The organism is Fredinandcohnia onubensis, assembly GCF_002734285.1.
GTDB lineage: Bacteria > Bacillota > Bacilli > Bacillales > Bacillaceae_L > Ferdinandcohnia > Ferdinandcohnia onubensis_A.
Genome location: NZ_NSEA01000023.1, coordinates 111,992 through 136,540, shown reverse-complemented (window position 1 = coordinate 136,540; position 24,549 = coordinate 111,992). Strand labels below are relative to the sequence as shown.

Below are 24,549 nucleotides of genomic sequence, written 5' to 3'. Positions count from 1 at the left end.
GGCACTTATTTCGTCTTTCGGAGGACTATAGGATGAAAATCTTTAAAGATTTAATGTGGTTTTTTAAACAAGAAAAAAAATCTTACATTACTGGTATCTTTTTATTAATGATTGTTGCTTTATTGGAATTAGTTCCACCAAAAGTAATTGGTATGACGGTTGATTTTATTGCACAGGGCACACTGACCAAAGAAATCTTATTTAGGTGGTTAGCTATTTTGTTAGGCACTGCGTGTACCGTTTATATCGTTCGATTCTTTTGGAGAATTATGATTTTTGGTTCGTCCGTCAAATTAGCAAGATTACTTAGGAACCGTTTGTATGAACATTTTACGAAGATGTCGCAAGGATTTTTCCAGAAAAGAAGAATTGGTGACTTAATGGCACATTCCACAAACGATTTGCAAGCGATTCAACAGACAGCGGGATCAGGTGTCCTGACTTTAGTTGACTCGCTTGCAACAGGTGGGTTTGTATTATTGACGATGGCATTTACAATAAATTGGAAGCTTACTTTGATTTGTCTCATTCCATTGCCGTTTATGGCTCTCTCTACAAATTATTATGGAACACTTTTACATAGAAGATTTCATAAGGCACAGGAGGCTTTCTCGAGTCTAAATGATAAAGTACAAGAAAGTGTTAGTGGGATTAAGGTTATAAAAACCTTTGGGCAGGAGGAAGAGGATACAAATGTCTTCCGAAAGCAATCCGATGATGTTGTTCAAAAAAATCTTTCCGTAGCAAAAGTCGATGCCCTTTATGATCCAACGATTTCATTAATTGTAGGTATTTCTTTCTTTCTAGCACTTGTGTTTGGTTCCAGGTATGTACTATCTGGTGAGATGACACTAGGAGAATTGGTCACTTTTACAACATATTTAGGTCTACTAATTTGGCCGCTACTTGCTTTTGGGTGGCTATTTAATATTGTTGAGCGTGGGAGAGCTTCCTATGACCGGGTTTCAAAGCTCCTGGCTGAACCTATGGAAATAAAAGATTGTGAGAATGCGAGTGAAACAACCCCATCAGGTGATGTCGCTTATTCAATTACTGATTTTGCATATGCTGGAGAACAAAAACAGACTCTTAAAGAGATCTTTTTTAACTTAAAACAAGGCCATACACTTGGTATTGTTGGAAAAACAGGTGCAGGAAAAACGACTTTGTTAAAACTATTAATTCGTGAAATAGAAGGCTATGAGGGTAAGATACTAATAGGTGATAAAGAGATTAAAGAGTATACACTAGACGCCTTACGAAAAGGCATTGGGTATGTTCCTCAGGATCATTTTCTCTTTTCGGCAACAGTGGCGGATAATATCGCGTTTGCAAAACCGGATGCAACAATAAATGAAGTTTTCGAAGCAGCAAAGCTTGCAAATATCCATGATGACATATTGCAGTTCACTGACGGATATGAAACAGTTGTTGGCGAACGTGGGGTGTCTTTATCAGGAGGACAAAAGCAACGAATTTCAATTGCTAGAGCTCTCTTAATGAACCCAGAAATATTAATTCTTGATGATTCATTATCTGCTGTTGATGCTAAAACAGAAGAGGGAATTTTACGTGCTTTACGAGAAAATCGACAAGGAAAAACAACGATTATCACATCTCATCGTTTAAGTGCAATTCAGCACGCCGATCAGATTCTTGTCATAGAGGATGGCAGGATCGCTCAACATGGTACGCATGACGAGCTTATGGAGGATGAAGGATGGTATCGTGATATGTATCATCGTCAGCAGCTTGAATCTCTTGTTGAGCATGGAGGGTAGAATATGGACAAAATGACGAAAAAAGACCAAAGGACTGCATTAATAAGACTGCTTTCCTATACGAAAACGCATACTCGAGAATTTATTTTTGCATTCCTATTGCTGTTACTCGCAACGATCGCGGACATTGTTGGTCCGATATTAATAAAAATTTTCATAGACGATTATTTAACACCACGACATTTACCTGTTCAGCCACTAATCTATTTGGGGGCGATTTACCTTTTTATTCATTTTTCAAAGGTAATCCTTCAGTATTTTCAATTGGTAAAGTTTCAAGAAATCGCATTGAAAATTATTCGTGAAATGCGGATTGAGGTATTTTCAAAGGTCCACAAGCTTGGATTAAAGTATTTTGATAAAACACCAGGTGGCAGTATTGTGTCTAGGGTTACGAATGATACGGAAGCAATCAAAGATATGTTTGTTGAGGTTGTTGCGACTTTTGTACAAAACGGTGTCTTTTTAATCGGAATTTTTATTGCGATGTTTTATCTTAATGTCCAGCTTGCTCTATTTTGCTTACTATTAATTCCAATTCTGTATATTTTAATGCAAACTTATCGCAAATTCAGTTCTAAATATTACCACGATATGCGAGAACGTATTAGTCAGCTAAACGCAAAGCTTAATGAATCACTTCAAGGAATGGCAATTATTCAGGTGTTCCGACAAGAGAAAAGACTACGTCGTGAGTTCGCTGAAATCAATGATGCGCATTATCAAGCGGGAATTAAAAATATTAAGCTAGACGGTTTGTTACTGAGACCGGCAGTTGATTTCATTTATATCGTGACAATAATTCTGGTGCTTAGCTTTTTCGGAATTTCATCACTTGAGAGTCCGATAGAAATTGGTGTACTTTATGCATTTGTAAATTATCTTGAACGGTTTTTTGAGCCAGTAAATAATATGATGATGCGTTTATCTCTGCTACAACAAGCAGTTGTTGCATCAGGAAGGGTATTTGAACTTCTAGATCATGATGAGCTGGCTCCCCAAACAATTGGGACTGAGAATCCATCGGTAAAAAAAGGAGAAATTGAATTTAAAAATGTCAGCTTTTCTTATGATGGAAAACGAGATGTTTTAAAAAATATCTCTTTTACAGCCAAACAAGGGGAAACAGTTGCTCTTGTTGGTCATACAGGTAGTGGGAAAAGTTCGATTATAAATTTACTAATGAGATTTTATGATATTGAACGTGGAGATATTTTAATTGATGGACATTCTATTAACTCATATGAAAATAATGAACTACGTCACAAAATGGGCTTAGTGCTTCAGGATCCATTTTTATTTGTTGGGACCATTAAAGACAATCTACGTTTAAATAATCCAGATATTAAAGATCATGACATTGAAGAAGCAGCTAAATTTGTTCAGGCAGATGGTTTTATTAAAAAATTAGAAGGTGGATATGATTTTCAGGTAGTAGAACGAGGGTCGACTTTCTCGAGTGGTCAAAGGCAGCTTCTAGCGTTTGCAAGGACCATTGTGACGAATCCGAAAATATTGGTATTGGATGAAGCTACTGCAAACATTGATACAGAAACAGAGGAAGAGATTCAAAAGGCACTCGAAAAAATGAGGAGAGGAAGAACGACAATCGCAATCGCTCATCGATTGTCAACAATTCAAGACGCGAATCTAATTTTGGTATTACACCAAGGGGAAATTGTAGAAAGGGGAACACATAAAGAATTATTAGCCCAAAAGGGGTTATATTACAAAATGTATTTACTGCAGAACGGCAGTGTAGATCATGTCGAAAATGCAGTTATGTAAAAAGCCTTTCATTAATTTGAAAGGCTTTTTTCCGTTCTACCCGTATTATATTGATTTAATAGATTGTCTAAATCTTGACTTACTTTAATGGTATGTGTTGCTGTAAAACCGTGTTTCAAGACAATTTCAACCAACTCAGTTCTTTTTTGTTCAATTTTAAGTAGAAGTTGTTCTTTAGACACAGAAATTACCCTCTCATTTGTTATTAAGCTCCGTCATGGACGAGTTTTTTATAGTATAACATATAATGGTAAATCGATGGTAAATAACTTATTTGGAAATATATTCAACATAAGAATAGGGCTATGACACAAAACGTTCATATTAATAATTATGATTACTGAGGTATTTTTGCTAGAATGATATTGATGAACGAATTAGGAGTTGTTAAAATGGCAGATGTTAATGCATTTCTTGCTTTTGGTGCAGGGTTTTTATCCTTTATTTCGCCTTGTTGTTTACCGCTATATCCAGCATTTTTATCTTATATAACGGGTGCATCAGTAAGTGAATTGAAATCAGACAATGCAATGTTGCAAAGACGGAGTATTTTACATACAATTTTCTTTTTAATTGGATTCTCGATTATTTTCGTTATGCTCGGTTTCGGGACATCCTATGTAGGACAAATTTTCAGTGACTATAAGGACTTAATTCGTCAAATTGGTGCAATCCTCATTATATTCTTTGGTCTTGTTGTGCTTGGGATCATCCGTCCTGGATTCTTAATGAAGGACCGCAAAATCGAATTTAAGAATCGACCAGCGGGTTATGTTGGATCTATTTTTATCGGTATGGCATTTGCAGCAGGTTGGACACCTTGCATGGGTCCTATTTTGATGTCCGTTATTGCACTTGCTGGTACAAATCCAGATTCTGCAATGTTGTATATGGTGTTGTACTCTTTAGGATTCTCTATTCCATTTCTTGTCCTTTCATTTTTCATCGGACGATTACAATGGATTCGCAAAAACAGCATGAAAATTGTAAAAATCGGCGGATATGCAATGATTATTATGGGTGTTGTTCTTTATTTTGACTGGATGACAAAAATAATTGCATACGCAACTGCTATTTTTGGAGGATTTACTGGTTTTTAGTCGAAGTTAGCTACTTAAGAAGTAGTTTAAGGGGGACCAGAATAGTGGCTAGAATTCTAGTTGTTGATGATGCTAAATTTATGAGACTTACTCTCACAGATATATTTGTTAAGGCTGGTCATGAGGTTGTTTCAGAGGCTGTAAATGGTATTGAGGCGATCGAAAAATACAAAGAGACAAATCCAGACCTAGTCACAATGGATATCACGATGCCTGAAATGAATGGCATTGAGGCCGTCAAAATGATTAAGGAAATCGATCCAAAGGCACGTATTATTATGTGTTCTGCCATGGGTCAGCAAAAAATGGTCGTTGATGCAATCTCAGCTGGAGCTAAAGATTATCTAGTAAAGCCTTTTGATGCTAGTCGGGTTGTAGAGGCGGTTAATAGAGTATTAAATTAGATATAAACCCATTTAAGATTGATCGTCTTAAGTGGGTTTCATTTGCTAAAAGTGAAATTTCTAGACGATTCATAAAAAGGACTGATTTATTTGGTTATTGCATCTTCCATTGTCGCAATTATGATGGCGATTTTCGTAACCTTTCTAAGAGCAAAATCTGCCCAAAAACCCGCTTCAGTTAAAAAAATAATTTTACCTCCCGTTTTCATGAGCACAGGTGCACTCATGTTTGTCCATCCAATGTTTCGCGTGACACCAGTTGAGGTCCTAGAGGCTGTCGTGGTAGGGATTCTATTTTCAATCCTTTTAATCAAAACTTCATCATTTGAAATTAGAGAAAATGAGATATATATGAAACGTTCAAAGGCGTTTATTTATATTTTAGTAGGGTTATTGGTCATTCGAATTGTTTTAAAATCGGTATTAAGTACTTCGATTGATTTCGGAGAATTGAGTGGAATGTTTTGGATTCTTGCTTTTGCCATGATTGTACCATGGCGAATTGCGATGTATGTAAAATATAAAAAGCTTGCTTCATCCCTATAAAGAAGAAACCTCAGTAGCCAATACCGAGGTTTTTTCATTATAATCAAAATAATTCTTTATAAGGAGTGACGTCTATTTGTTTTTCTTTTAATGTTTTTAATAAGAATTTGTGGTCTCGTTTCGGTGTGGCTATGATATAACCTCTAACCACCAAATCTTGTGAAATTTGTTTTGCTTTTTCTGTTAGAGCCAATTCACCAATTTTTCCAGCGATTTTTTGTCTAGCAACATCACGAAAAAGCTCTGGTACTGGCTTAACTAAATCCTCCAATAACGCCTTCTGCTCACTTGGCCACAAATGACGTGTTTCTTCTATGTAATAATCCTGCCAATCTAAATCAGACTTTCCATCCTCCTTTGGAAGCTTTTTCAAAAACTTACGGAACATAAAAAAGCCGCCAATTGCAAGAAGTGTAATGAAAAAGAATACCCATATCAATATAAACCATAAAAACCAACCAGTTAACTCCCACTGCATGAATTGCTCACCTCAATGCTTCATTATACCTTAACTGACAGGTTTTTTAAAAGAAAGAAACCTTCTTTTATATGAAAATTTCGGTTTTTATAAGACTTCATATTATCTTTGTGATTGGGAAATATATGGATATGAAAAAGATCCTATTTTTTACGTGTATGTTTTTATTTGCATTCGGTCTTTATCAGGGGAGTGCCGAAGAATTAGTACGTGTTCGACTTGAAAATTTTGTCGGGGATACGAAAGAAATTCAGATGCGCATCACTGGAGACTATTTCACTATAGACCCGACACTATCATTACAAGAAGGAGTGAACTACCGGCTATATGTCAAAAAAGGGAATTTGTATCTCAGAGGAGGAGAAGTCAATCAACAAGTAGACCCTAGCTTTTTATTAATTCCCCGAAATTATGATGAGAATCATCGTGTCTATATTGATGAACGACCATATTTAGGTGCTATGGAGTTTCAAGTGGAAAATAATCATTATGTGCGTCCTGTTAATCAGCTCCCTTTGGAAGATTACTTAAAAGGGGTTGTCCCACTTGAGGTGTTTTCCTCATGGAATATTGAAGCATTAAAGGCCCAAGCCTTAGCAGCAAGAACGTATGCAGTTTCCCGTATGAAAGAAGATATGGATGATACGACTTTCTATCAGGTATATGGGGGATATGCTTGGAATGTACGTACCACACAAGCTGTTGAAGCAACAAGGGGGCAAGTGATCACATATAAAAATAAATTAATTGATGCTTTTTATTCAGCAAGCAATGGTGGTATGACCGAGAATAATAAAAATGTGTGGGGAGGGAAAAGTAGGTCATTTTATCCAATTAAAGAAGATCCATTTGATCCAGTCCACCCGTGGGAATTTACAATATCGAAAACCCAAATAAATCTAGAAGACATAGATTGGGATTCTATTGATGTATTTGATGGGCTAAAGGAAAAAGATAAAGAGATAGCAGCTGCCATGAAAAGATCAATAAATCGTCAAGGTTATCCAGGAGATATAGCCATCCTTTCGATCCCAAAATTTGAGGTGAATCCAAAGAAATATAACTCAAAACGTTCCATGACGGGTTCAATTGAAGTGGAATTTTTGCAAAGATTAATTGATGGTACGATCCTTTTAGGAAATATTACCCTCCATGATGTGAACCTGAATAGAATACGACCGATGATTGGTGGTACGATTTTTAAGAGCTATTATATAGACTCTCTTGATTCAGACGATTCGAAATATGTGATGCGTGGCAGAGGATACGGGCATGGAGTAGGGATGAGTCAATGGGGAGCAAGTATAATGGGAGATAAAGGAAAAAACTATGATGAGATTATACAATTTTATTTTCCCGGAACGTCAATTACGAATTATGAACATAAATAAAATAGAAAGGGTCCTGTAGCTTTCACAGGACTTTTATTTTTATTTTGTTCCTCTTTTTTTTGCGTTTGCCAATTTTTTTAATATATATTTCAAGGATTTCATTTCGAAATAGTGCTTCTATCTTCTTTTTTTCTAATTCGAAAGGAAGGGTTACAACTCTTTCCGTTAATACTTTGTTATTTGGAGGATTTTTGCAATCTGTTAATTTGATATGGAACGTATCATCCTTAACGTCTAACTGGATCTGCTCGGGCTGATAACCTGAAAGTTCAGCCTCGATAATATAGTCATTTTGTGTTTCAAATAAATCAATTCGAAATTGATAATCATCTAATAGATATGGGTCTTCGAGAAACTGTTTCATCCACTCCTCCAAGCCATTTAAGGAAAGAGGATTTGAATCATCAAAATTATTCATGTTCTGACCTCCATGGAATTCTATATTCAGGATATTCACAAGTGAAGGTGTTCGTGATAGTGAAATAGTAAAAATGGTACAATCTGTTTGTAAAGTAGGCGGCAATCATGTAAAAATAGACGTAAACCTGCTTTAGTGGAGGAATAGAGGATGAAAAATTTGTTTCAACTGCTCCCTGCAATTCATGAGCTGCAAGCTTATACAGCATTTGAACAGTTTCAAAATAAATATGATGTGGATAAGGAATATCTGACTAACATTATGAGGGATGTCGTAAATAATGTTCGTAATGAAATTATTAATGGGGATTGGAATGAAGAGGCTTCTTCAAAGGAAGATATGGTTCGTTTTATATATCGAAAGAGCGAAGAGGAGCTAGAACACAGTACGAAATACTACCTAACCAAAACAATCAATGCGACTGGAACGGTTTTACATACCAATTTAGGAAGGGCTAGACTTAGTGATGAAGCTATTCAACATGTTGTAGAAATCGCAAAGGGGTATTCTAATTTAGAATATAACACGAAAGAGGGGATTCGTGGCTCACGACATTCTATTGTGGAGTCACTTCTCACGGAATTAACAGGTGCAGAGAGTGCGATGGTAGTAAACAATAATGCTGCGGCCGTTTTTTTTATATTACGTGCTTTGGCTAATAGCAAAGAAGTCATTGTTTCTCGAGGTCAATTAGTTGAGATTGGCGGTTCATTTCGGATATCAGCGATAATGGAGGAAAGCGGTGCAAGACTAGTTGAGGTAGGAACAACCAATAAAACACATCTTGAAGATTACGAGAATGCCATTACTGAAAGAACATCGATGGTTCTTAAAGTACATACAAGTAATTTCAAAACAATTGGCTTTACAAAGACTGTTGGTATCTCAGAACTTGTTACATTAAAGGAGAAAAAAGAAAACCTTGTTATTTATGAAGACCTAGGAAGTGGTGTTCTTTATGATTTAAAAGGACACGGAATTGGGGATGAACCTGTTATAAAGGATGTTTTAGCACAAGGGGTTGACCTTGTATCCTTTAGTGGTGATAAGCTTCTTGGTGGACCACAGGCGGGTATTATTGCAGGGAAAAAAACATGGATAGACCAATTAAAAAAACATCAACTTGCTCGAGTATTGCGAGTTGATAAATTGACATATGCAGCATTAGAAGCCACGTTATTTTCATATCTTAAAGGCAATTCTTCGACGATTCCTACAATTCGGGATATATTGGCTACTGAAGAAGAGATAAAAGAACGTTGTCAACGGTTTGTACATTGTTTAGCTGATAAAATAAATCATTATCATATTGAACTAAGAAAAGAGGGTTCACCAATCGGGGGCGGAACAATGCCAGGTGTGGAAGTGCCAACCTTCGCGGTTTGTTTAAAACATCCTAAAAAAACAGCTGTTGAAATCGCAACATTGCTTCGTCAGCAATCACCACCAATTATTGTACGAATAAAAAATGACGAAATACTTCTAGATTTTCGTACCATAGAACAAGATGAAATTGAAGGAATTGCAATAGCTTTTGCGAAAATCGATAAAAAGCCGCTAGATTAGCGGCTTTTTATTATCCATGATTTATTACATATCATGTCCTTGGTTATTTTTTTGTCTAGTGTGATTGCGGTTTTTCACTTTTTTTGAACCACTTAATGGTTGTGGTTGGCTTCCTGTACTTTGGCCGCCATTTGCTCTAATATCCTTAAATGTATTCTTTTCACCCATGTTTATCCCCCCTTCATATGTATTAGGATAATGATTTTCCACTTTTTTATGCGACCTAAGTTCTGAATGATTTTCTGGAAAAAAGGTAAGCTATAATTGCACGATTACCTTAAGGGAGTTGAATAATATGCCGTATCATAAGGATAAACAGCAAGCTTTTCAAGCAGCACAACAAGGAACAGAGGAAGCGAAAGATGTATATGCAAATATCGTAAGCAATGATCCTGACTATGGTGCTCATTTAAAGCGATTGAAAAATGAAGTGAATGAAGCCTATCAACAAATTGAAAATGCCTTAGAAGTGGCATCAGAACATCAGAAAGCCCAGCTGGAACAGTTTCAATCGGATCTACAATCCATCATGAATGAAGTTAACGAATAAAATAAGCCCGCGTGAAGCGGGCTCGCCAAATTATATGATTATTGATTTTTCTTTCGCTTCTTATTATTTTGTCGTTGTTCTGCCGTTAATGGCTCATTAGAAAATTCCTCATTATACCCCGCACCTATACCTTGGGCACTTGCGTCATTCATACCTGGTCGAACATGATTCGCTTTACGCTTCGACATTCTTTTCACCTCCGACCTTATTTTATTCTTTTTTCACTAAATTATCCTACAAGTCGATAAGAAAAACTTATAGAGCATTATAACAATCTTGTTATTTACTTATGTATATAGTTATATTAATATATGTATGCAGGGAAATTAAATGGGAGAGTTTATAATCTCTTAAATTTCGACAATCATTTAAAATTGCGTTATTATTTATACGAAGGGGGCATACATATGGCAAAGCATGATGTATTTAATGCACGTTCTTCTTTTGAAGCAAACGGCAAAAAGTATAACTATTATAGCTTACAAGCATTAGAAGATGCGAAAATTGGTAACGTTTCAAAATTGCCGTATTCCATCAAGGTTCTTTTAGAATCCGTATTACGTCAAGTTGATGGAAGAGTAATTACAAAAGAGCATGTTGAAAACTTAGCAAAATGGGGAACTGATGAGTTACAAGAGGTTGATGTTCCATTTAAGCCTTCTCGTGTAATTCTTCAAGATTTTACTGGAGTACCAGCTGTAGTTGATTTAGCTTCACTTCGTAAAGCAATGGCTGACATGGGTGGAGACCCACAAAAAATCAACCCGGAAATTCCAGTTGATCTCGTTATTGACCACTCTGTACAAGTTGATAAAGCGGGTACACTAGATTCTTTAAAGTTCAATATGGATCTAGAGTTTGAACGTAATGCAGAGCGTTATAAATTCTTAAGTTGGGCTCAAAAATCATTCGATAACTACCGTGCTGTACCACCAGCAACTGGTATCGTTCACCAAGTTAACCTTGAATATTTAGCAAATGTTGTTCATGCTGTTGAAGGTGAAAACGGTGAATTTGAAACATTCCCTGATACACTTGTTGGTACTGACTCTCATACTACAATGATTAACGGTATCGGTGTACTTGGATGGGGTGTTGGAGGAATTGAAGCAGAAGCAGGAATGCTTGGTCAACCTTCATATTTCCCAGTACCTGAAGTTATCGGTGTGAAATTAGTAGGTACATTACCAAACGGTACAACAGCTACTGACTTAGCACTTAAAGTAACTCAAGTATTACGTCAAAAGGGCGTTGTAGGTAAATTTGTTGAATTCTTCGGTCCTGGAGTTTCTCAACTTCCACTTGCAGACCGTGCAACGATTTCTAACATGGCTCCAGAATACGGTGCTACATGCGGATTCTTCCCAGTAGATAACGAAGCGTTAGAATATCTTCGTTTAACAGGCCGTGACGAAGAGCAAGTTAAAGTTGTGGAAGAATACAGTAAAGCTAACGGCTTATTCTATACACCAGATGTTGAAGATCCAACTTTCACAGATGTTGTTGAAATCAATCTTTCTGAAATTGAAGCGAATCTTTCTGGTCCTAAGCGTCCACAAGATTTAATTCCACTTTCAAAAATGAAAGAAGCTTACCAAACTGCATTAACAGCAACTGGTAACCAAGGATACGGTTTAACTCCTGAAGAAATCAATAAGGAAATTACTGTAAAGTTCAACGATGGCGAAGAAGTAAAAATGAAGACTGGTGACATTGCAATCGCTGCAATCACAAGTTGTACAAATACTTCAAACCCATACGTAATGTTAGGTGCTGGTCTTGTTGCGAAGAAAGCAGTTGAAAAAGGCCTAGAAGTTCCTAAATTTGTAAAAACATCTTTAGCACCTGGTTCTAAAGTTGTTACTGGTTATTTAGAAGATTCAGGATTACTTTCGTACCTCGAAAAGCTTGGTTTTAGCACTGTTGGTTATGGATGTACAACATGTATCGGTAACTCTGGTCCATTAGCTCCTGAAATTGAAAAAGAAGTTGCTGAAAATGACTTAGTGATCACTTCTGTTCTTTCTGGTAACCGTAACTTTGAAGGACGTATCCATCCACTAGTAAAAGGTAACTACCTTGCATCACCACCACTTGTAGTGGCATATGCACTAGCTGGTACTGTTGATATCGATCTTGAAAAAGAACCAATCGGTAAAGACAAAGACGGTAACGATGTATTCTTTAATGACATCTGGCCTACTGCAGAAGAAGTTAAGGCAGAGGTTAAAAAGACTGTTACTCCTGAGCTATTCAGAAAAGAATATGAGCGTGTATTTGATGATAATGAGCGTTGGAATGCAATTGAAAGTACAGACGAAGCACTTTATGTGTGGGATGAAGATTCAACATACATTCAAAACCCACCATTCTTCGAAGGTTTATCTAAAGAACCAGGTGAAGTTAAACCATTAAGTGGATTACGTGTAGTTGGTAAATTCGGTGATTCCGTAACAACTGACCACATTTCACCAGCAGGTTCAATTGGTAAAGATACACCAGCAGGTAAATACCTACAAGAAAAAGGTGTTACACCTCGTGACTTTAACTCTTATGGTTCACGTCGTGGTAACGACCGCGTTATGACAAGAGGAACTTTTGCGAATATCCGTATTCGTAACCAAATCGCTCCTGGTACAGAAGGTGGATGGACTACTCACTGGCCGACAGGCGAAGTTATGTCTATCTATGATGCATGTATGAAATACAAGCAAGATGGTACTGGCTTAGTTGTTATCGCTGGTAACGACTATGGTATGGGATCATCTCGTGACTGGGCTGCGAAAGGTACTAACCTTCTAGGCATTAAGACAGTTATTGCTGAAAGCTTCGAGCGTATTCACCGCAGTAACCTTGTATTAATGGGTGTACTACCACTACAATTCAAACAAGGTGAGAATGCTGAAACTCTTGGCTTAACTGGAAAAGAAACAATCGAAGTTCAAATTGACGAAAATGTAAGACCACGCGACTATGTAAAAGTAACAGCTACTGACGAAGAAGGAAACAAGAAAGAATTTGAAGTTCTTGTTCGTTTCGATAGTGAAGTTGAAATTGATTACTACCGTCACGGTGGTATCCTACAAATGGTACTTCGTGAAAAAATGAAGGGTTAATAACCTTTTCTATCTAAGGCAGTTTTGTGGATTTCACAAAACTGCCTTTTAATATTGTCCTTTTACATGGGTAAATTGTTATAATGATAATAGGGAAAACCTTTGATATTGCTTATTTTTTACGGAGGATACAAATGGTTAAAAAAATTATTATTCCACTTATTCTTATTGGCCTTATCGGATATGCAGTTTTTGATTTTGTAGAAGATAAAAAAAGAGGGATAACCGGTATTGAAATTGGTAATATGGCCCCAGATTTTGAACTTCAGCTATTAAATGATGAAAATGAAACAATTCGTTTATCGGATCTAAAAGGCAAGAAAGTTGTTGTTAATTTTTGGGCATCATGGTGTAAACCATGTCGTGAGGAAATGCCTGAGATTCAAGAGTTTTATGAAACGAAAAGTGATGACATTGAAGTGCTTGCAGTCAACATGACAGCTTCTGAAGTAAAGGCAGAAAACGCACATGAATTTGTTGAAGGAAAAGGTTATACATTTCCACTCTTAGTTGATCCAAAAAATCAAGCAAGTAGTGATTATAAGGTATTAGGATTACCTGAAACTTTTTTCATTAACTCCGATGGAACGATTAATGATTTCATCAAAGGACAGATGGACCTAGAAATGTTAGAAGCTAAAGTAGGAAAATTAAAGTGAAGATGAGAACCAACTTGATTTGGTTCTTTTTTTTATGCCTTTTTTAGTAAAAATGCACTTCTTTCTAATTTTTAAATAAATTTTCGAAAATTTGTAATAATTTAATCGTTTTTTGGAGATTATTACTATTACAATGGTAGATAGAGGAAGGTGAGAATATTGAGAAAAGTTAGAAAGGTTTCTTTTGCAGATTTGGTTAATGAAAACAAACAGCAATTATTGAAAGACCAAGAAGCAATGGAGCGTATTGAGGCGAGACTTGAGCAAAAAAGATTAGAAAAAGCTGAGTAAATTTCCCATCAAATCTTTTATTTGGATAGAGGATCCACTCTTCTTTTTACATGAGAAAGCCCTTTCCGGGTGATAATGTAAAGGAGGAGGGGTAAATAAAATGCCGAAAAATTATCATAACCAATTTAAAAATAACCAAACTGGTACACAACCACGTGGATTTGGTGGAAATAAAGGGAAAAAAATGCAGGATACATCAGGAAAGCATGCTCAGGTTATGCAAACTAAAGGTGAATAATGCTACCATTAGCACACACGAGTAAAAGGACGTTTTCAAAAACGTCCTTTTATTTTTTTTCCAGAAATAAAATGATCATAACTGAAGCAAAATAGAGATGTATTACTAATACATAGGAGGAATAAGATATGACGCACAACAAAGCTAAACCAGATGATAGAAGTGATAATGTAGAAAGACTACAAGACATGGTCCAAAACACGATTGAGAATATCGAGGAGTCACATGATGCAATGCAATTTTCAAATGAAGAAGAGCGCCAGAGAATCCAGGCCAAGAACGAACGCCGTGAAGAATCTATAGCTGCAATGCGCGAAGAAATAAAGGACGAAGCTGCCGCTCGCGAAAATGGTTATAAGTAAAACTTGTAGAGTATGCCACCTTATATGGCATACTCTATTTTTGTAATTTCTAATGAAATCATTTTTAGGGCTTTTCCAACTTATGTTACTATATATGTAAAGCATCTTTAGAACTCAATAGGGAGAGGTTAGAATTGTTCATTTCAAAAAAAGAAGTCGAAGTACGTTATGCAGAAACAGACCAAATGGGTGTTGTTTATCATGCAAATTATTTAGTTTGGATGGAGCTAGGAAGAACCCAGTTAATTAAGGATTTAGGTTTTAGCTATGCAGCAATGGAGAGCGATGGCATTATTTCTCCTGTAATTGATCTACAGGTTTCCTACAAAAAACCATTACGATATGGTGAAACAGCTTTAGTGAAGACGTGGATTGAACAGTATGACGGTCTAAGAGTCATATATGGCTATGAAATTGTACGCCCAGATGGAGAAGTTTCCGTAAATGCTACATCTTCACATGTTTGTGTGAAAAAAGATTCATTTCGTCCAATTTCGATTAGAAAACATTACCCTGAATGGCATAAGGCATATGAAACTGCAAAAAAGAAAGTTGAATAGAAAAAACAAGGCATTTAAGTGCCTTGTTTTTTTAGTTACTGCTTTCTTGGTTAAGCCATTGATTCATATGGTGGGTCATTTCATCGTATTTACTTAAAGCATTACTTAATCCGAAGGTGCCGGCATTTTCGAGAGGTACTACCTTAAAGTTTTTGTTATGCCTGTTTGATACAAATGTTGGTGTAAATTGTGGGTTTTGAATACGAATGATGGATTCATCTTTTGATTTTACTTCTTTTATAATTTCAACTTTTAAAACCCCACCAATATCTTTATAATCCCACATCTGTCCAGATAAGAAATTACCTAATGAGTAAATAACGAAGGTTTGATTTCCATCCTTACCCTTTAACCAATCCATCGGTTGTAAGACGTGAGGATGGTGACCAATAATGAGGTCAACACCTTCATCTGCAAGTTGTTGTGCTAATTGTTTTTGATGGTCATTCGGAAGTAATTGATACTCATTTCCCCAATGCATACTTACTGACACGACATCCGCTATCTCTTTTGCTGCTTTTATATCTTTTTTTATGAGTTCCATGTCAATTAAGTTAACAAGGTGATCTTTTCCCTTAGGGACAGGTATCCCATTTGTCCCATAAGTGTAGGAAAGGAATGCAATGTTAATTCCATTTTGATTTAATACCCTAATTCTACTTTTATCTTCAGGACTCTGGTACCCTCCTGTATATTCCATTCCAATTTTGTTTAAATAATTTGTAGCACTAATAATTGCCTTTTCACCACGGTCGAGGGTATGGTTGTTCGCAATAGATACAATATCTACCCCAGCATCCTTAAATGCATCAGCTACATCATAGGGGCTGTTAAAACTCGGATAAGTAGATAATCCGATTTCAGTTCCACCAACAATTGTTTCTTGATTGGCAATCGTAATGTCTGCGTTTTCAAGTAAGTGCTTCACATTTGCAATCATTGGTTTGAAATCATATCCATTGTCAGTTTTTGCATCATTATATACGGTGGAATGAATTAAGATGTCCCCAATCGCTGATAGTGTCATTGATGTTGTAAACGGTTTGAAATTCTGCTCAGTCTTTTTGAATTCATGATTTTGAGCAATGTAAGCCTCTGTTTTTGTATTTGCTTTAACATTATTTAGAGTGAAATAAATGCCCAATGGAATAAGTAATAAAATCATTGTACTAATGAGATATTTGGTGCTAAATAGTGTCCTTTTTTTCTTTCTGCTTCGTCTCATATAACATTGCTCCTTACCAGAGTATGATAATTCTACTATAATACAAAACTATGAAAAAATGTTAGAAATTTATCGAATATTGTCAATGATTCGAAAGATATTTCATCTTTCGAAATAAATTGGCAGGAGATTTTAGAAAACTGTCGAATTATTTGCATGTGGATTGAAATCTAAAGAAGTAGGTGTTTAAGGATGAAATTTCAAAAGCCAGATGTAGAACAATTTTTTAAAACCTTTGGGATACAGAATTTTACGATTAGTCCCGATGAAAAACAGGTAGTATTTAGTACAAACTTAAGTGGAAAATATAATCTTTGGGGAATCGACCTGCCTAATCAATTTCCATATCCATTGACTTTTAATGATCAAAGCTGTCAAGAGCTTACTTATGATAAAAATGGTCAATTTTTAATTGCAGGCTTTGATAAAGATGGCGATGAAAATACACAGTTATATGCTATTCAGCCGCAGGGTGGAGAATTAAAGCCTATACGAATTCAGGAAGGGCAGAGACATATGATTGCACTCCTGTCTAAGGATGGGAAGAAATTATACTATACTTCAACAAAGGATAATGCAATGTGTTTGAATTCATATTGCTATAACCTCGAAACAGAAGAAGAATTGGTTATGAACGTGGGAAAAGATGCAGCGACCTACTTGTTAGCGCTTAGTCCAGATGAAAGTAGTCAAATCTATTTAAAGCATTTTGCCAATACATATTCCTTAGCTTTTTTACATAAAGATGGCACCGAAGTACGCTTAACACCAGAGACAGAGCAACAGCACACTGTATCTGATGTTCTATTTACATCAGATAGTACGATTTACCTATTAACGGATTATAATGATGATTTTTCATATCTTGCTAAATATGATGTGACAACAAACACATTTTCTAAAGTTGCTTCATTTGAAAAGGAAGAAATGAAATCAATTCAATATAACAAACAATCTCAAACAATCTACATTGTGAGTGAAAAAGGTGTTGAGGATTTTCTCTATAAATATCATATTGAAACAGGAGAAGTAGAAAAGTATAATACGCCTTCATCCGTAATTGAAAAGCTAATTGTATCAGAAAATAACAACCTGTATGTCCTAGGGCGTTCTGCTACAAATCCGCTTAACATCTATAAGCGTAGTGCTACTGAAAATGTGTGGGAAGCCATTACGAACTATGGAGTTCCTGGAGTTAAAGAGGAAGAACTTGTTCAGCCTGATGTAATCACTTATCCCTCTTTTGATGGGTTAGAGATTGAGGCGTTATTGTTTAAGGCAAATAAAGATGTTTCAAATGGACATGTCATTTTATGGCCTCATGGAGGACCACAGGCAGCAGAACGAAAGTCATTTAGGGCGATGTTTCAATTTCTAGTGAATCGGGGTTATAGTATTTTTGCGCCGAACTTCCGAGGTTCCACAGGATACGGATTGAAATTTGCGAAAATGGTAGAGGGTGACTGGGGACTTGGTCCTCGTCTAGATAATATCGAAGGACTTGAATGGTTAATTACGAACGGATACGCAGACCGTGAAAAAATACTTCTGTTAGGTGGTAGCTATGGTGGATATATGGCACTCTTGCTTCATGGTAAACACCAAGAATACTTTAAAGCTGTCATTGACATCTTTGGACCGAGTGATTTGTTCTCATTTATTAATTCGGTTCCAGAGCACTGGAAGCCTGTTATGAACCAATGGGTTGGCGATCCGGTGAAAGATCGTGAGAAGTTAATAGAGTTTTCACCAATTACCCATTTTGATGGCATGGTAAAACCAATGTTAGTTATCCAAGGGGCCAACGACCCACGTGTTGTAAAAGCGGAATCTGATAAAATCGTAGAGGCATTGCAAGATAAAGGTAGGGAAGTTGAATATTTGGTTCTTGAAGATGAGGGGCATGGATTCTCGAAAAAAGAAAATGAAATCAAAGTAAATCGAAAAATACTAGAGTTTTTTGATCGATTTATTTAAAAAGTAAGACGTGTGACTATCTAAGGGTCACACGTCAAATTTCCTTTTTATGGACATAAACTCATTTTATAGCCATTTAATTTTCGGTTCTGTTTTATTCTTAATTCGTGCGATGTTTGCTCGGTGGCGATAAAACACGAAAACGGCAAGTAATGAGACTACAATGATAAGCGGGTAATCAGTTTTTATAAAAATACTATAAACAATACTGAAAGACACGCAATAAATTGAAACTAGCATAGAAGATAGTGAAACCATTTTCGTCAATTTCAAGAAAATAAAAAAGCATAGTAAAGTTGTAATAAAAAGGATTGGGTTATAACCCAACAGAACCCCGCCAGAGGTTGCGACTGCTTTTCCACCTTTAAAACCTGCAAAAATTGGGTACATATGACCTACAACAGCCACCATTCCAACTAATAAAGGAAAATAATCTGGAAATGAACCATTCAATAATAGAATGGGAAGTAGAGTTGCTAATGTCCCTTTTAAAATGTCTGCACTTGTAACGATTAAGCCTGCCTTTTTCCCAAGTGTCCGAAACGTATTTGTCCCACCTAAATTTCCGCTACCATGCTCCCGAATGTCTATACCATAGCCAATCTTCCCAACGATTAATCCAGAAGGAATCGAACCAAGAAGATAAGCAAGGAGTATAATAATAATATTTAGTACCATACTCTTAACTCCTTTAATAAAATAATAAAGATAATTGCTTCTTGACACATTGTATCATTCTTTCTCGATAATACCATGCTTGTACAAGTATTCTCATTATACAAGATATTTTTACTTACAATGATTTTTTCTTTTAATTTCGACAAAAAATATTGAAAAACGATGCAGAAATATTCAAATACGTTGAATATCAAAATAAATGCAGGAATATCTAGGCTTGGGACCGAAATACTATGAGAGATATTATCTGTTAGAATATATAAAGGGAGGACCCAATAAAATGTCATTGGAAATTCCGACTCGTGCTGAACTCGGTAACATTTTAAAGAAAAGTAAACGGATTGCTGTTGTTGGTTTATCTGATAATCCTGAAAGAACTTCCAATATGGTAAGTAAGGCTATGCAGGATGCTGGGTATGAAATCATACCTGTAAATCCAACTATTGACGAAGCATTAGGTGTAAAAGCCGTTAAATCAATAAAAGATATCGAAGGACATATTGATATTGTTAATGTTTTTCGAAGATCGGAATATTTAATTGATGTTGCGAAAGAATTTGATGATATTGATGCGGATGTGTTTTGGTCGCAGCTTGGATGTGTTAGTGAAGAAGCATACAACTATTTGAAGGAACGTGGGATTACTGTGGTAATGGATCGTTGTATAAAGGTTGAACATGCTTTGACAAAATAACAAACCATGAGATAAAATCCTTGTTCTTATACAAGGATTTTCTCCTTTTCGCGAGAAACGGTTTGCGAAATTTCGATAAAGATATAAAATAAAAGGTGAGGCATTAAAAAACAAAACGTTTGTTCTGTTAAGTAAGAAACAACTAAATTAGTGATACTACTTATATAGAGAGAGGCTATTTATTAGCTATGTACTTGGGTTAAAAGTTAAAAACCCAAGTGTTTTGTATATGAAAGGGGTATGTTTTTTGGCTAAGCAACAATTTGACTACAATGATGATGCAATACAGGTATTAGAAGGCCTTGAAGCCGTTAGAAAGAGACCTGGTATGTATATTGGAAGCACTGATAGTAAAGGACTTCACCACCTCGTTTATGAAATTGTAGACAACTCGGTCGACGAAGCCCTATCAGGTTATGGGAATCACATCATTGTTAGAATCCATAAAGACAATAGTTTAAGTGTCCAGGATAAAGGACGTGGAATGCCAACTGGCATGCATAAAATGGGTAAACCAACACCTGAGGTTATTTTTACTGTGCTACATGCAGGCGGTAAATTTGGACAAGGTGGGTATAAAGCAAGTGGAGGTCTCCATGGGGTTGGAGCATCGGTTGTTAATGCATTGTCTGAATGGCTTACAGTCACGATTAAGCGTAATGGATTCGTATATGAACAGCGCTTTGAAAATGGTGGCAAACCTGCTACTACCCTTGAGAATATCGGAAAAACAAATCAATCGGGTACCACGATCCATTTTAAGCCGGACCCTACGATTTTTAGTACGACTACATTTAATTTTGAAACATTGAGTGAGCGCTTAAGAGAATCCGCCTTTTTATTAAAAGGGCTAAAGATTGAGATCTTTGATGACCGAAATGATTTCCATGAGGTTTATCATTATGAAAATGGGATTGAAGCGTTCGTAGAATACTTGAATGAGGAAAAGGATGTACTACATCCTGTCGTTTCTTTTGAAGGGGTTCAGAACCGAATTGAGGTAGATTTTGCGTTTCAATTTAATGATGGGTATTCAGAGAATATCTTATCCTTTGTAAATAACGTTAGAACAAAGGATGGAGGTACACATGAGGTTGGATCAAAAACAGCCTTGACCCGTGCTTTTAATGAATATGCTCGTAAAACAGGCCAATTAAAAGAAAAAGATAAAAATCTTGATGGTTCTGATATTCGCGAGGGGTTAACGGCTATTGTATCCGTTCGTATTCCTGAAGAATTATTGCAATTTGAAGGACAAACAAAAGGAAAGCTTGGAACTAGTGAAGCACGCTCAGCTGTCGATTCAGTTGTTTCCGAAAACCTCGCTTACTTTCTTGAGGAAAATCCAGATGTAAGTACCCTTCTTGTTAAAAAATCGGTAAAAGCTGCTCAAGCAAGAGAAGCAGCAAGAAAAGCAAGAGAAGAAGCAAGAAGCGGAAAGAAACGAAAGAAATCAGAAGCGTTATTAAGTGGTAAACTAACTCCTGCCCAGTCTAAAAATCCCGATAAAAATGAACTTTATCTTGTCGAAGGGGATTCTGCTGGAGGGTCTGCCAAACAAGGACGTGACCGTCGTTTCCAAGCAGTTCTTCCGTTAAGAGGTAAAGTTATTAATACAGAAAAAGCAAAGCTTGCCGATATCTTTAAAAATGAAGAGATCAATACAATCATTCATACAATTGGCGGTGGCGTTGGAGCTGATTTTACTATTGCTGATATCAATTATGATAAGATTGTTATCATGACAGACGCAGATACCGACGGTGCACATATTCAAGTACTGCTTTTAACCTTCTTTTATCGATATATGAAGCCATTAATTGAAGCGGGTAAGATATATATTGCGTTACCACCGCTTTATAAGGTAAGTAAAGGAACAGGTAAGAAAGAAGTCATTGAGTATGCATGGAATGATAATGAATTAAAGCATGCCATCGCTAAAGTCGGAAAAGGGTATATGATTCAACGCTATAAAGGTTTAGGAGAAATGAATGCCGACCAGCTTTGGGATACAACAATGAACCCTGAAACGAGAACGCTAATTCGAGTCCGTATCGATGACGTAGCAAGGGCTGAACGAAGAGTAACAACACTAATGGGCGATAAGGTTGAACCGCGCCGTAAGTGGATTGAATCAAATGTTGCCTTTGGTCTTGAAGATGATTCGAATATTTTGGACAATGAAAATTTATCGGTCGTAGAAGGGGAGTAACAATAAATGGTACAAACAGAACAATACCGTGATCTACCTCTAGAGGAGGTAATTGGAGATCGCTTCGGTAGATATAGTAAATATATTATTCAAGATCGTGCTTTACCAGATGCAAGGGATGGTCTTAAACCCGTTCAAAGGCGAATCCTTTATGCCATGCATGTTGAAGGTAATACAGCTGAAAAAGGTTTTCGTAAGTCGGCTAAAACGGTTGGTAATGTAATTGGTAACTACCATCCTCACGGTGACACATCTGTATATGATGCGATGGTTCGTCTAAGTCAGGATTGGAAGGTTCGGAATGTCCTGGTGGAAATGCACGGAAATAATGGTAGTAATGATGGTGATCCACCAGCAGCTATGCGTTATACGGAGGCACGTCTTTCAAGTCTTGCTTCCGAGCTTTTACGTGATATTGAAAAAAACACAGTTGAATTTATTCCGAACTTTGATGATACAAGCAAAGAACCAGTCGTATTACCAGCGATGTTCCCAAACTTACTTGTAAATGGTTCTACTGGAATTTCAGCAGGTTATGCTACAGATATTCCGCCTCATCATCTTGGAGAAGTTATAGATGGTGTCATCAAGCGTATAGACAATCCAGACTCAACTGTTGATGAACTCATGGAAGTGATTAAGGGCCCTGATTTCCCAACAGGTGGTATTATTCAAGGGATTGAAGGGATAAAGAAAGCCTATGAAACAGGAAAAGGTAAAATCATTGTCCGTGGAAAAGTAGAGATTGAGGATCTTCGCGGTGGAAAACAACAAATCGTTGTCACTGAAATACCATATGAAGTGAATAAAGCAAATATGGTTAAAAAAATTGACGAGATTCGTTTAGACCGTAAAGTAGAAGGTATAAATGAGGTACGTGATGAAACTGACCGAACAGGTCTAAGAATCGTGATTGAATTGAAAAAAGAGGCAGACGCACAAGGAGTGCTAAACTTCCTCTATAAAAATACTGATCTTCAAATAACCTATAACTTTAACATGGTTGCTATCATGGACAGACGACCAGTATTGATGAGCCTGCCAAAAATATTGGATGCGTACATTGCACATCAAAAAGAGGTTATTACCAATCGGTCGCATTATGAACTAGAAAAAGCACGTGAACGTCAGCATGTTGTAGAAGGTCTTATTAAGGCATTATCCATCTTAGATGAGGTTATTGCGACAATTCGTGCTTCAAAGGATAAAAAGGACGCGAAAAATAATTTAATCGATAAATTCGGATTTACAGAGCCGCAATCTGAAGCAATCGTTTCCTTGCAATTATATCGCTTAACAAACACTGATATCACAGCACTTCAGCAAGAGTATGATGAGTTAAATAAAAAGATAAGTGAATTAGTAGAAATTCTACAAAATGAACGCAAGCTTTTTCAGGTCATAAAAAATGACCTGAAGCGAGTTAAAAAAACCTATGCAGATAATCGTCGTTCAAAAATAGAAGACGAGATTGAAGAAATAAAGATTAATCTTGAGGTTTTAATCCCATCTGAGGATGTAATTGTAACTGTCACCCAGGACGGCTATGTTAAACGGACAAGCCCTCGATCATATGCTGCATCAAACGGCCAAGATTTTGGTATGAAGGATACAGATCGACTGTTACACAAATTTGAAATCAATACAACCGATACATTATTGCTCTTTACAAACAAAGGGAATTATTTATATATTCCAGTTCACGAATTACCCGATATAAGGTGGAAAGATCTAGGACAACACGTTGCCAATATCATAAGTATTGATCGTGATGAATTCATTATAGAGGCATTACCTGTTACGAACTTCGAGTTGCCAGAATATCTACTCTTTATCACCAAAAACGGTATGGTGAAAAAGTCAGAGTTAACTATGTATAAAGCACAACGTTATTCAAAACCACTCGTTGCAATTAATCTGAAAAACGATGATGAAGTTGTATCTGTTCATATCACAAACGGCAATATGGATGTCTTCTTAGTTACGCATCTAGGGTATGGACTCTGGTTTGGAGAAGAAGAAGTCAACGTTGTTGGTGCAAGAGCAGCAGGTGTTAAAGGTATCAACTTAAAGGATGGCGATTATGTTGTTGCCGGTTCGGTAGTACCACCATCAACGCCAGCTGAGATAAGTATTGTTACACAACGTGGAGCAGTCAAGAAGATGAAAATCACAGAATTCGAAAAAGCAACAAGAGCAAAACGTGGATTAGTTATGCTTCGTGAGTTGAAAAATCATCCACATCGTATTTCAGGCGCACATTTAGTAACAAATCAAGATGAACTTTTCCTTAAGACACAAAACGGAAAAATCGAATCAGTCGAAATAAAATCCTTACGTCCAAATGATCGTTATAGCAACGGTTCATTTGTAGTTGATACAGATGAAGCGGGAGAAGTAATTGATACATGGATTGTCACAAATGAGGAAAATTCTGACGAAATAAAATAATGATCGAAAAGCAGCTACTTAAGGGTAGCTGTTTTTGATTATGAAATAATATTGTTAACTAGAA

At 36.4% G+C, this 24,549-nt stretch carries 25 protein-coding genes; 18 read left to right on the top strand and 7 right to left on the bottom strand.

What is annotated here, in order from left to right; translation table 11 throughout:
- The first annotated feature begins 32 nt into the window (after nucleotides 1–32).
- Together CKJ95_RS20345 and CKJ95_RS20340 are read left to right on the top strand one after the other, a co-directional pair.
- Nucleotides 33–1,781 (top strand): ABC transporter transmembrane domain-containing protein, encoded by a 1,749-nt coding sequence (locus tag CKJ95_RS20345; protein ID WP_099355286.1) that lies wholly within the window; start codon nucleotides 33–35, stop codon nucleotides 1,779–1,781.
- A 3-nt stretch (nucleotides 1,782–1,784) separates the two neighbouring features.
- On the top strand, nucleotides 1,785–3,569 hold the full coding sequence (locus CKJ95_RS20340) for an ABC transporter ATP-binding protein (protein WP_099355285.1): 1,785 nt from the start codon (nucleotides 1,785–1,787) through the stop codon (nucleotides 3,567–3,569).
- An 11-nt stretch (nucleotides 3,570–3,580) separates the two neighbouring features.
- On the opposite strand, the gene CKJ95_RS20335 is transcribed toward CKJ95_RS20340, so the two are convergent.
- Nucleotides 3,581–3,751 carry an aspartyl-phosphate phosphatase Spo0E family protein gene (locus tag CKJ95_RS20335; RefSeq protein ID WP_099355284.1) on the bottom strand — a complete coding sequence of 57 codons (171 nt, stop codon included), beginning with the start codon at nucleotides 3,749–3,751 and terminating at the stop codon, nucleotides 3,581–3,583.
- Nucleotides 3,752–3,961: 210 nt separating this feature from the next.
- On the opposite strand from CKJ95_RS20335, the gene CKJ95_RS20330 reads away from it, so the two are divergent.
- The 3 genes from CKJ95_RS20330 (at nucleotide 3,962) to CKJ95_RS20320 (ending at nucleotide 5,619) form a co-directional block, all read left to right on the top strand.
- Entirely contained in the window at nucleotides 3,962–4,669 is a 708-nt protein-coding gene (locus tag CKJ95_RS20330; protein ID WP_099355283.1) for a cytochrome c biogenesis CcdA family protein, read from the top strand.
- Nucleotides 4,670–4,710: 41 nt separating this feature from the next.
- Nucleotides 4,711–5,073, top strand: coding sequence for a response regulator (locus CKJ95_RS20325; RefSeq protein WP_180271259.1), 363 nt, complete (start codon nucleotides 4,711–4,713; stop codon nucleotides 5,071–5,073).
- A gap of 84 nt (nucleotides 5,074–5,157) precedes the next feature.
- A complete protein-coding gene (locus CKJ95_RS20320; protein ID WP_099355281.1) occupies nucleotides 5,158–5,619 on the top strand; it encodes a CcdC family protein in 462 nt (153 codons plus the stop codon).
- A 43-nt stretch (nucleotides 5,620–5,662) separates the two neighbouring features.
- Here the strand turns inward: CKJ95_RS20320 and CKJ95_RS20315 are convergent, their stop codons facing one another.
- The gene (locus tag CKJ95_RS20315) at nucleotides 5,663–6,097 is read right to left on the bottom strand and encodes a DUF2621 domain-containing protein (RefSeq protein ID WP_099355280.1); all 435 of its coding nucleotides are present in this window, start codon (nucleotides 6,095–6,097) and stop codon (nucleotides 5,663–5,665) included.
- A gap of 131 nt (nucleotides 6,098–6,228) precedes the next feature.
- Here CKJ95_RS20315 and CKJ95_RS20310 point away from each other — a divergent pair, with 131 nt between their 5' ends.
- On the top strand, nucleotides 6,229–7,488 hold the full coding sequence (locus tag CKJ95_RS20310; protein ID WP_099355337.1) for a SpoIID/LytB domain-containing protein: 1,260 nt from the start codon (nucleotides 6,229–6,231) through the stop codon (nucleotides 7,486–7,488).
- 22 nt (nucleotides 7,489–7,510) lie between these two features.
- On the opposite strand, the gene CKJ95_RS20305 is transcribed toward CKJ95_RS20310, so the two are convergent.
- On the bottom strand, nucleotides 7,511–7,906 hold the full coding sequence (locus CKJ95_RS20305; RefSeq protein ID WP_099355279.1) for an Hsp20/alpha crystallin family protein: 396 nt from the start codon (nucleotides 7,904–7,906) through the stop codon (nucleotides 7,511–7,513).
- 150 nt (nucleotides 7,907–8,056) lie between these two features.
- Here CKJ95_RS20305 and selA point away from each other — a divergent pair, with 150 nt between their 5' ends.
- The gene (gene selA, locus CKJ95_RS20300; RefSeq protein ID WP_099355278.1) at nucleotides 8,057–9,472 is read left to right on the top strand and encodes an L-seryl-tRNA(Sec) selenium transferase; all 1,416 of its coding nucleotides are present in this window, start codon (nucleotides 8,057–8,059) and stop codon (nucleotides 9,470–9,472) included.
- 24 nt (nucleotides 9,473–9,496) lie between these two features.
- Here the strand turns inward: selA and CKJ95_RS20295 are convergent, their stop codons facing one another.
- On the bottom strand, nucleotides 9,497–9,640 hold the full coding sequence (locus CKJ95_RS20295) for a small acid-soluble spore protein P (RefSeq protein ID WP_099355277.1): 144 nt from the start codon (nucleotides 9,638–9,640) through the stop codon (nucleotides 9,497–9,499).
- 127 nt (nucleotides 9,641–9,767) lie between these two features.
- On the opposite strand from CKJ95_RS20295, the gene CKJ95_RS20290 reads away from it, so the two are divergent.
- Nucleotides 9,768–10,022 (top strand): hypothetical protein, encoded by a 255-nt coding sequence (locus CKJ95_RS20290; RefSeq protein ID WP_099355276.1) that lies wholly within the window; start codon nucleotides 9,768–9,770, stop codon nucleotides 10,020–10,022.
- Between the two features lie 38 nt (nucleotides 10,023–10,060).
- On the opposite strand, the gene sspO is transcribed toward CKJ95_RS20290, so the two are convergent.
- Nucleotides 10,061–10,210 carry a small acid-soluble spore protein O gene (sspO, locus tag CKJ95_RS20285; protein ID WP_099355275.1) on the bottom strand — a complete coding sequence of 50 codons (150 nt, stop codon included), beginning with the start codon at nucleotides 10,208–10,210 and terminating at the stop codon, nucleotides 10,061–10,063.
- A 219-nt stretch (nucleotides 10,211–10,429) separates the two neighbouring features.
- On the opposite strand from sspO, the gene acnA reads away from it, so the two are divergent.
- The 6 genes from acnA to CKJ95_RS20255 all read left to right on the top strand — a co-directional run bounded on the left by acnA (nucleotide 10,430) and on the right by CKJ95_RS20255 (nucleotide 15,248).
- Nucleotides 10,430–13,138, top strand: coding sequence for an aconitate hydratase AcnA (gene acnA, locus CKJ95_RS20280; RefSeq protein ID WP_099355274.1), 2,709 nt, complete (start codon nucleotides 10,430–10,432; stop codon nucleotides 13,136–13,138).
- A 134-nt stretch (nucleotides 13,139–13,272) separates the two neighbouring features.
- Nucleotides 13,273–13,797, top strand: a complete 525-nt coding sequence (locus tag CKJ95_RS20275) for a TlpA disulfide reductase family protein (protein WP_099355273.1) — start codon at nucleotides 13,273–13,275, stop codon at nucleotides 13,795–13,797.
- Between the two features lie 159 nt (nucleotides 13,798–13,956).
- Nucleotides 13,957–14,088 (top strand): FbpB family small basic protein, encoded by a 132-nt coding sequence (locus tag CKJ95_RS20270; protein ID WP_010282194.1) that lies wholly within the window; start codon nucleotides 13,957–13,959, stop codon nucleotides 14,086–14,088.
- Nucleotides 14,089–14,188: 100 nt separating this feature from the next.
- Nucleotides 14,189–14,326: a small acid-soluble spore protein N gene (gene sspN / locus CKJ95_RS20265; protein WP_099355272.1), complete on the top strand. Its 138-nt coding sequence runs from the start codon at nucleotides 14,189–14,191 to the stop codon at nucleotides 14,324–14,326.
- 128 nt (nucleotides 14,327–14,454) lie between these two features.
- Nucleotides 14,455–14,688, top strand: coding sequence for a small acid-soluble spore protein Tlp (gene tlp / locus CKJ95_RS20260; protein ID WP_099355271.1), 234 nt, complete (start codon nucleotides 14,455–14,457; stop codon nucleotides 14,686–14,688).
- A gap of 134 nt (nucleotides 14,689–14,822) precedes the next feature.
- Nucleotides 14,823–15,248: an acyl-CoA thioesterase gene (locus CKJ95_RS20255; RefSeq protein ID WP_099355270.1), complete on the top strand. Its 426-nt coding sequence runs from the start codon at nucleotides 14,823–14,825 to the stop codon at nucleotides 15,246–15,248.
- Nucleotides 15,249–15,279: 31 nt separating this feature from the next.
- Here the strand turns inward: CKJ95_RS20255 and CKJ95_RS20250 are convergent, their stop codons facing one another.
- Nucleotides 15,280–16,473 carry a CapA family protein gene (locus tag CKJ95_RS20250; protein WP_099355269.1) on the bottom strand — a complete coding sequence of 398 codons (1,194 nt, stop codon included), beginning with the start codon at nucleotides 16,471–16,473 and terminating at the stop codon, nucleotides 15,280–15,282.
- A 192-nt stretch (nucleotides 16,474–16,665) separates the two neighbouring features.
- On the opposite strand from CKJ95_RS20250, the gene CKJ95_RS20245 reads away from it, so the two are divergent.
- Entirely contained in the window at nucleotides 16,666–18,450 is a 1,785-nt protein-coding gene (locus tag CKJ95_RS20245) for a S9 family peptidase (RefSeq protein WP_099355268.1), read from the top strand.
- 66 nt (nucleotides 18,451–18,516) lie between these two features.
- Here the strand turns inward: CKJ95_RS20245 and plsY are convergent, their stop codons facing one another.
- Complete coding sequence (gene plsY / locus CKJ95_RS20240) at nucleotides 18,517–19,128, bottom strand: glycerol-3-phosphate 1-O-acyltransferase PlsY (protein ID WP_099355267.1); 612 nt, start codon at nucleotides 19,126–19,128, stop codon at nucleotides 18,517–18,519.
- A gap of 280 nt (nucleotides 19,129–19,408) precedes the next feature.
- On the opposite strand from plsY, the gene CKJ95_RS20235 reads away from it, so the two are divergent.
- The 3 genes from CKJ95_RS20235 (at nucleotide 19,409) to parC (ending at nucleotide 24,485) form a co-directional block, all read left to right on the top strand.
- Nucleotides 19,409–19,822 carry a CoA-binding protein gene (locus CKJ95_RS20235; protein ID WP_099355266.1) on the top strand — a complete coding sequence of 138 codons (414 nt, stop codon included), beginning with the start codon at nucleotides 19,409–19,411 and terminating at the stop codon, nucleotides 19,820–19,822.
- Between the two features lie 229 nt (nucleotides 19,823–20,051).
- On the top strand, nucleotides 20,052–22,034 hold the full coding sequence (parE, locus tag CKJ95_RS20230) for a DNA topoisomerase IV subunit B (RefSeq protein WP_180271614.1): 1,983 nt from the start codon (nucleotides 20,052–20,054) through the stop codon (nucleotides 22,032–22,034).
- A 6-nt stretch (nucleotides 22,035–22,040) separates the two neighbouring features.
- On the top strand, nucleotides 22,041–24,485 hold the full coding sequence (gene parC / locus CKJ95_RS20225) for a DNA topoisomerase IV subunit A (protein WP_099355264.1): 2,445 nt from the start codon (nucleotides 22,041–22,043) through the stop codon (nucleotides 24,483–24,485).
- The last annotated feature ends 64 nt before the right edge of the window (nucleotides 24,486–24,549 follow it).

What these genes read in the sequence shown, in the direction of transcription:
- CKJ95_RS20245 (WP_099355268.1), top strand. Translation starts at nt 16,666, where the DNA reads ATGAAATTTCAAAAGCCAGATGTAGAACAATTTTTTAAAACCTTTGGG.
- acnA (WP_099355274.1), top strand. Translation starts at nt 10,430, where the DNA reads ATGGCAAAGCATGATGTATTTAATGCACGTTCTTCTTTTGAAGCAAAC.
- CKJ95_RS20340 (WP_099355285.1), top strand. Translation starts at nt 1,785, where the DNA reads ATGGACAAAATGACGAAAAAAGACCAAAGGACTGCATTAATAAGACTG.
- CKJ95_RS20315 (WP_099355280.1), bottom strand. Translation starts at nt 6,097, where the DNA reads ATGCAGTGGGAGTTAACTGGTTGGTTTTTATGGTTTATATTGATATGG.
- CKJ95_RS20290 (WP_099355276.1), top strand. Translation starts at nt 9,768, where the DNA reads ATGCCGTATCATAAGGATAAACAGCAAGCTTTTCAAGCAGCACAACAA.
- CKJ95_RS20345 (WP_099355286.1), top strand. Translation starts at nt 33, where the DNA reads ATGAAAATCTTTAAAGATTTAATGTGGTTTTTTAAACAAGAAAAAAAA.
- CKJ95_RS20235 (WP_099355266.1), top strand. Translation starts at nt 19,409, where the DNA reads ATGTCATTGGAAATTCCGACTCGTGCTGAACTCGGTAACATTTTAAAG.
- tlp (WP_099355271.1), top strand. Translation starts at nt 14,455, where the DNA reads ATGACGCACAACAAAGCTAAACCAGATGATAGAAGTGATAATGTAGAA.
- parE (WP_180271614.1), top strand. Translation starts at nt 20,052, where the DNA reads ATGAAAGGGGTATGTTTTTTGGCTAAGCAACAATTTGACTACAATGAT.
- CKJ95_RS20310 (WP_099355337.1), top strand. Translation starts at nt 6,229, where the DNA reads ATGAAAAAGATCCTATTTTTTACGTGTATGTTTTTATTTGCATTCGGT.
- parC (WP_099355264.1), top strand. Translation starts at nt 22,041, where the DNA reads ATGGTACAAACAGAACAATACCGTGATCTACCTCTAGAGGAGGTAATT.
- CKJ95_RS20330 (WP_099355283.1), top strand. Translation starts at nt 3,962, where the DNA reads ATGGCAGATGTTAATGCATTTCTTGCTTTTGGTGCAGGGTTTTTATCC.
- CKJ95_RS20305 (WP_099355279.1), bottom strand. Translation starts at nt 7,906, where the DNA reads ATGAATAATTTTGATGATTCAAATCCTCTTTCCTTAAATGGCTTGGAG.
- CKJ95_RS20295 (WP_099355277.1), bottom strand. Translation starts at nt 9,640, where the DNA reads ATGGGTGAAAAGAATACATTTAAGGATATTAGAGCAAATGGCGGCCAA.
- CKJ95_RS20275 (WP_099355273.1), top strand. Translation starts at nt 13,273, where the DNA reads ATGGTTAAAAAAATTATTATTCCACTTATTCTTATTGGCCTTATCGGA.
- sspO (WP_099355275.1), bottom strand. Translation starts at nt 10,210, where the DNA reads ATGTCGAAGCGTAAAGCGAATCATGTTCGACCAGGTATGAATGACGCA.
- sspN (WP_099355272.1), top strand. Translation starts at nt 14,189, where the DNA reads ATGCCGAAAAATTATCATAACCAATTTAAAAATAACCAAACTGGTACA.
- CKJ95_RS20250 (WP_099355269.1), bottom strand. Translation starts at nt 16,473, where the DNA reads ATGAGACGAAGCAGAAAGAAAAAAAGGACACTATTTAGCACCAAATAT.
- selA (WP_099355278.1), top strand. Translation starts at nt 8,057, where the DNA reads ATGAAAAATTTGTTTCAACTGCTCCCTGCAATTCATGAGCTGCAAGCT.
- plsY (WP_099355267.1), bottom strand. Translation starts at nt 19,128, where the DNA reads ATGGTACTAAATATTATTATTATACTCCTTGCTTATCTTCTTGGTTCG.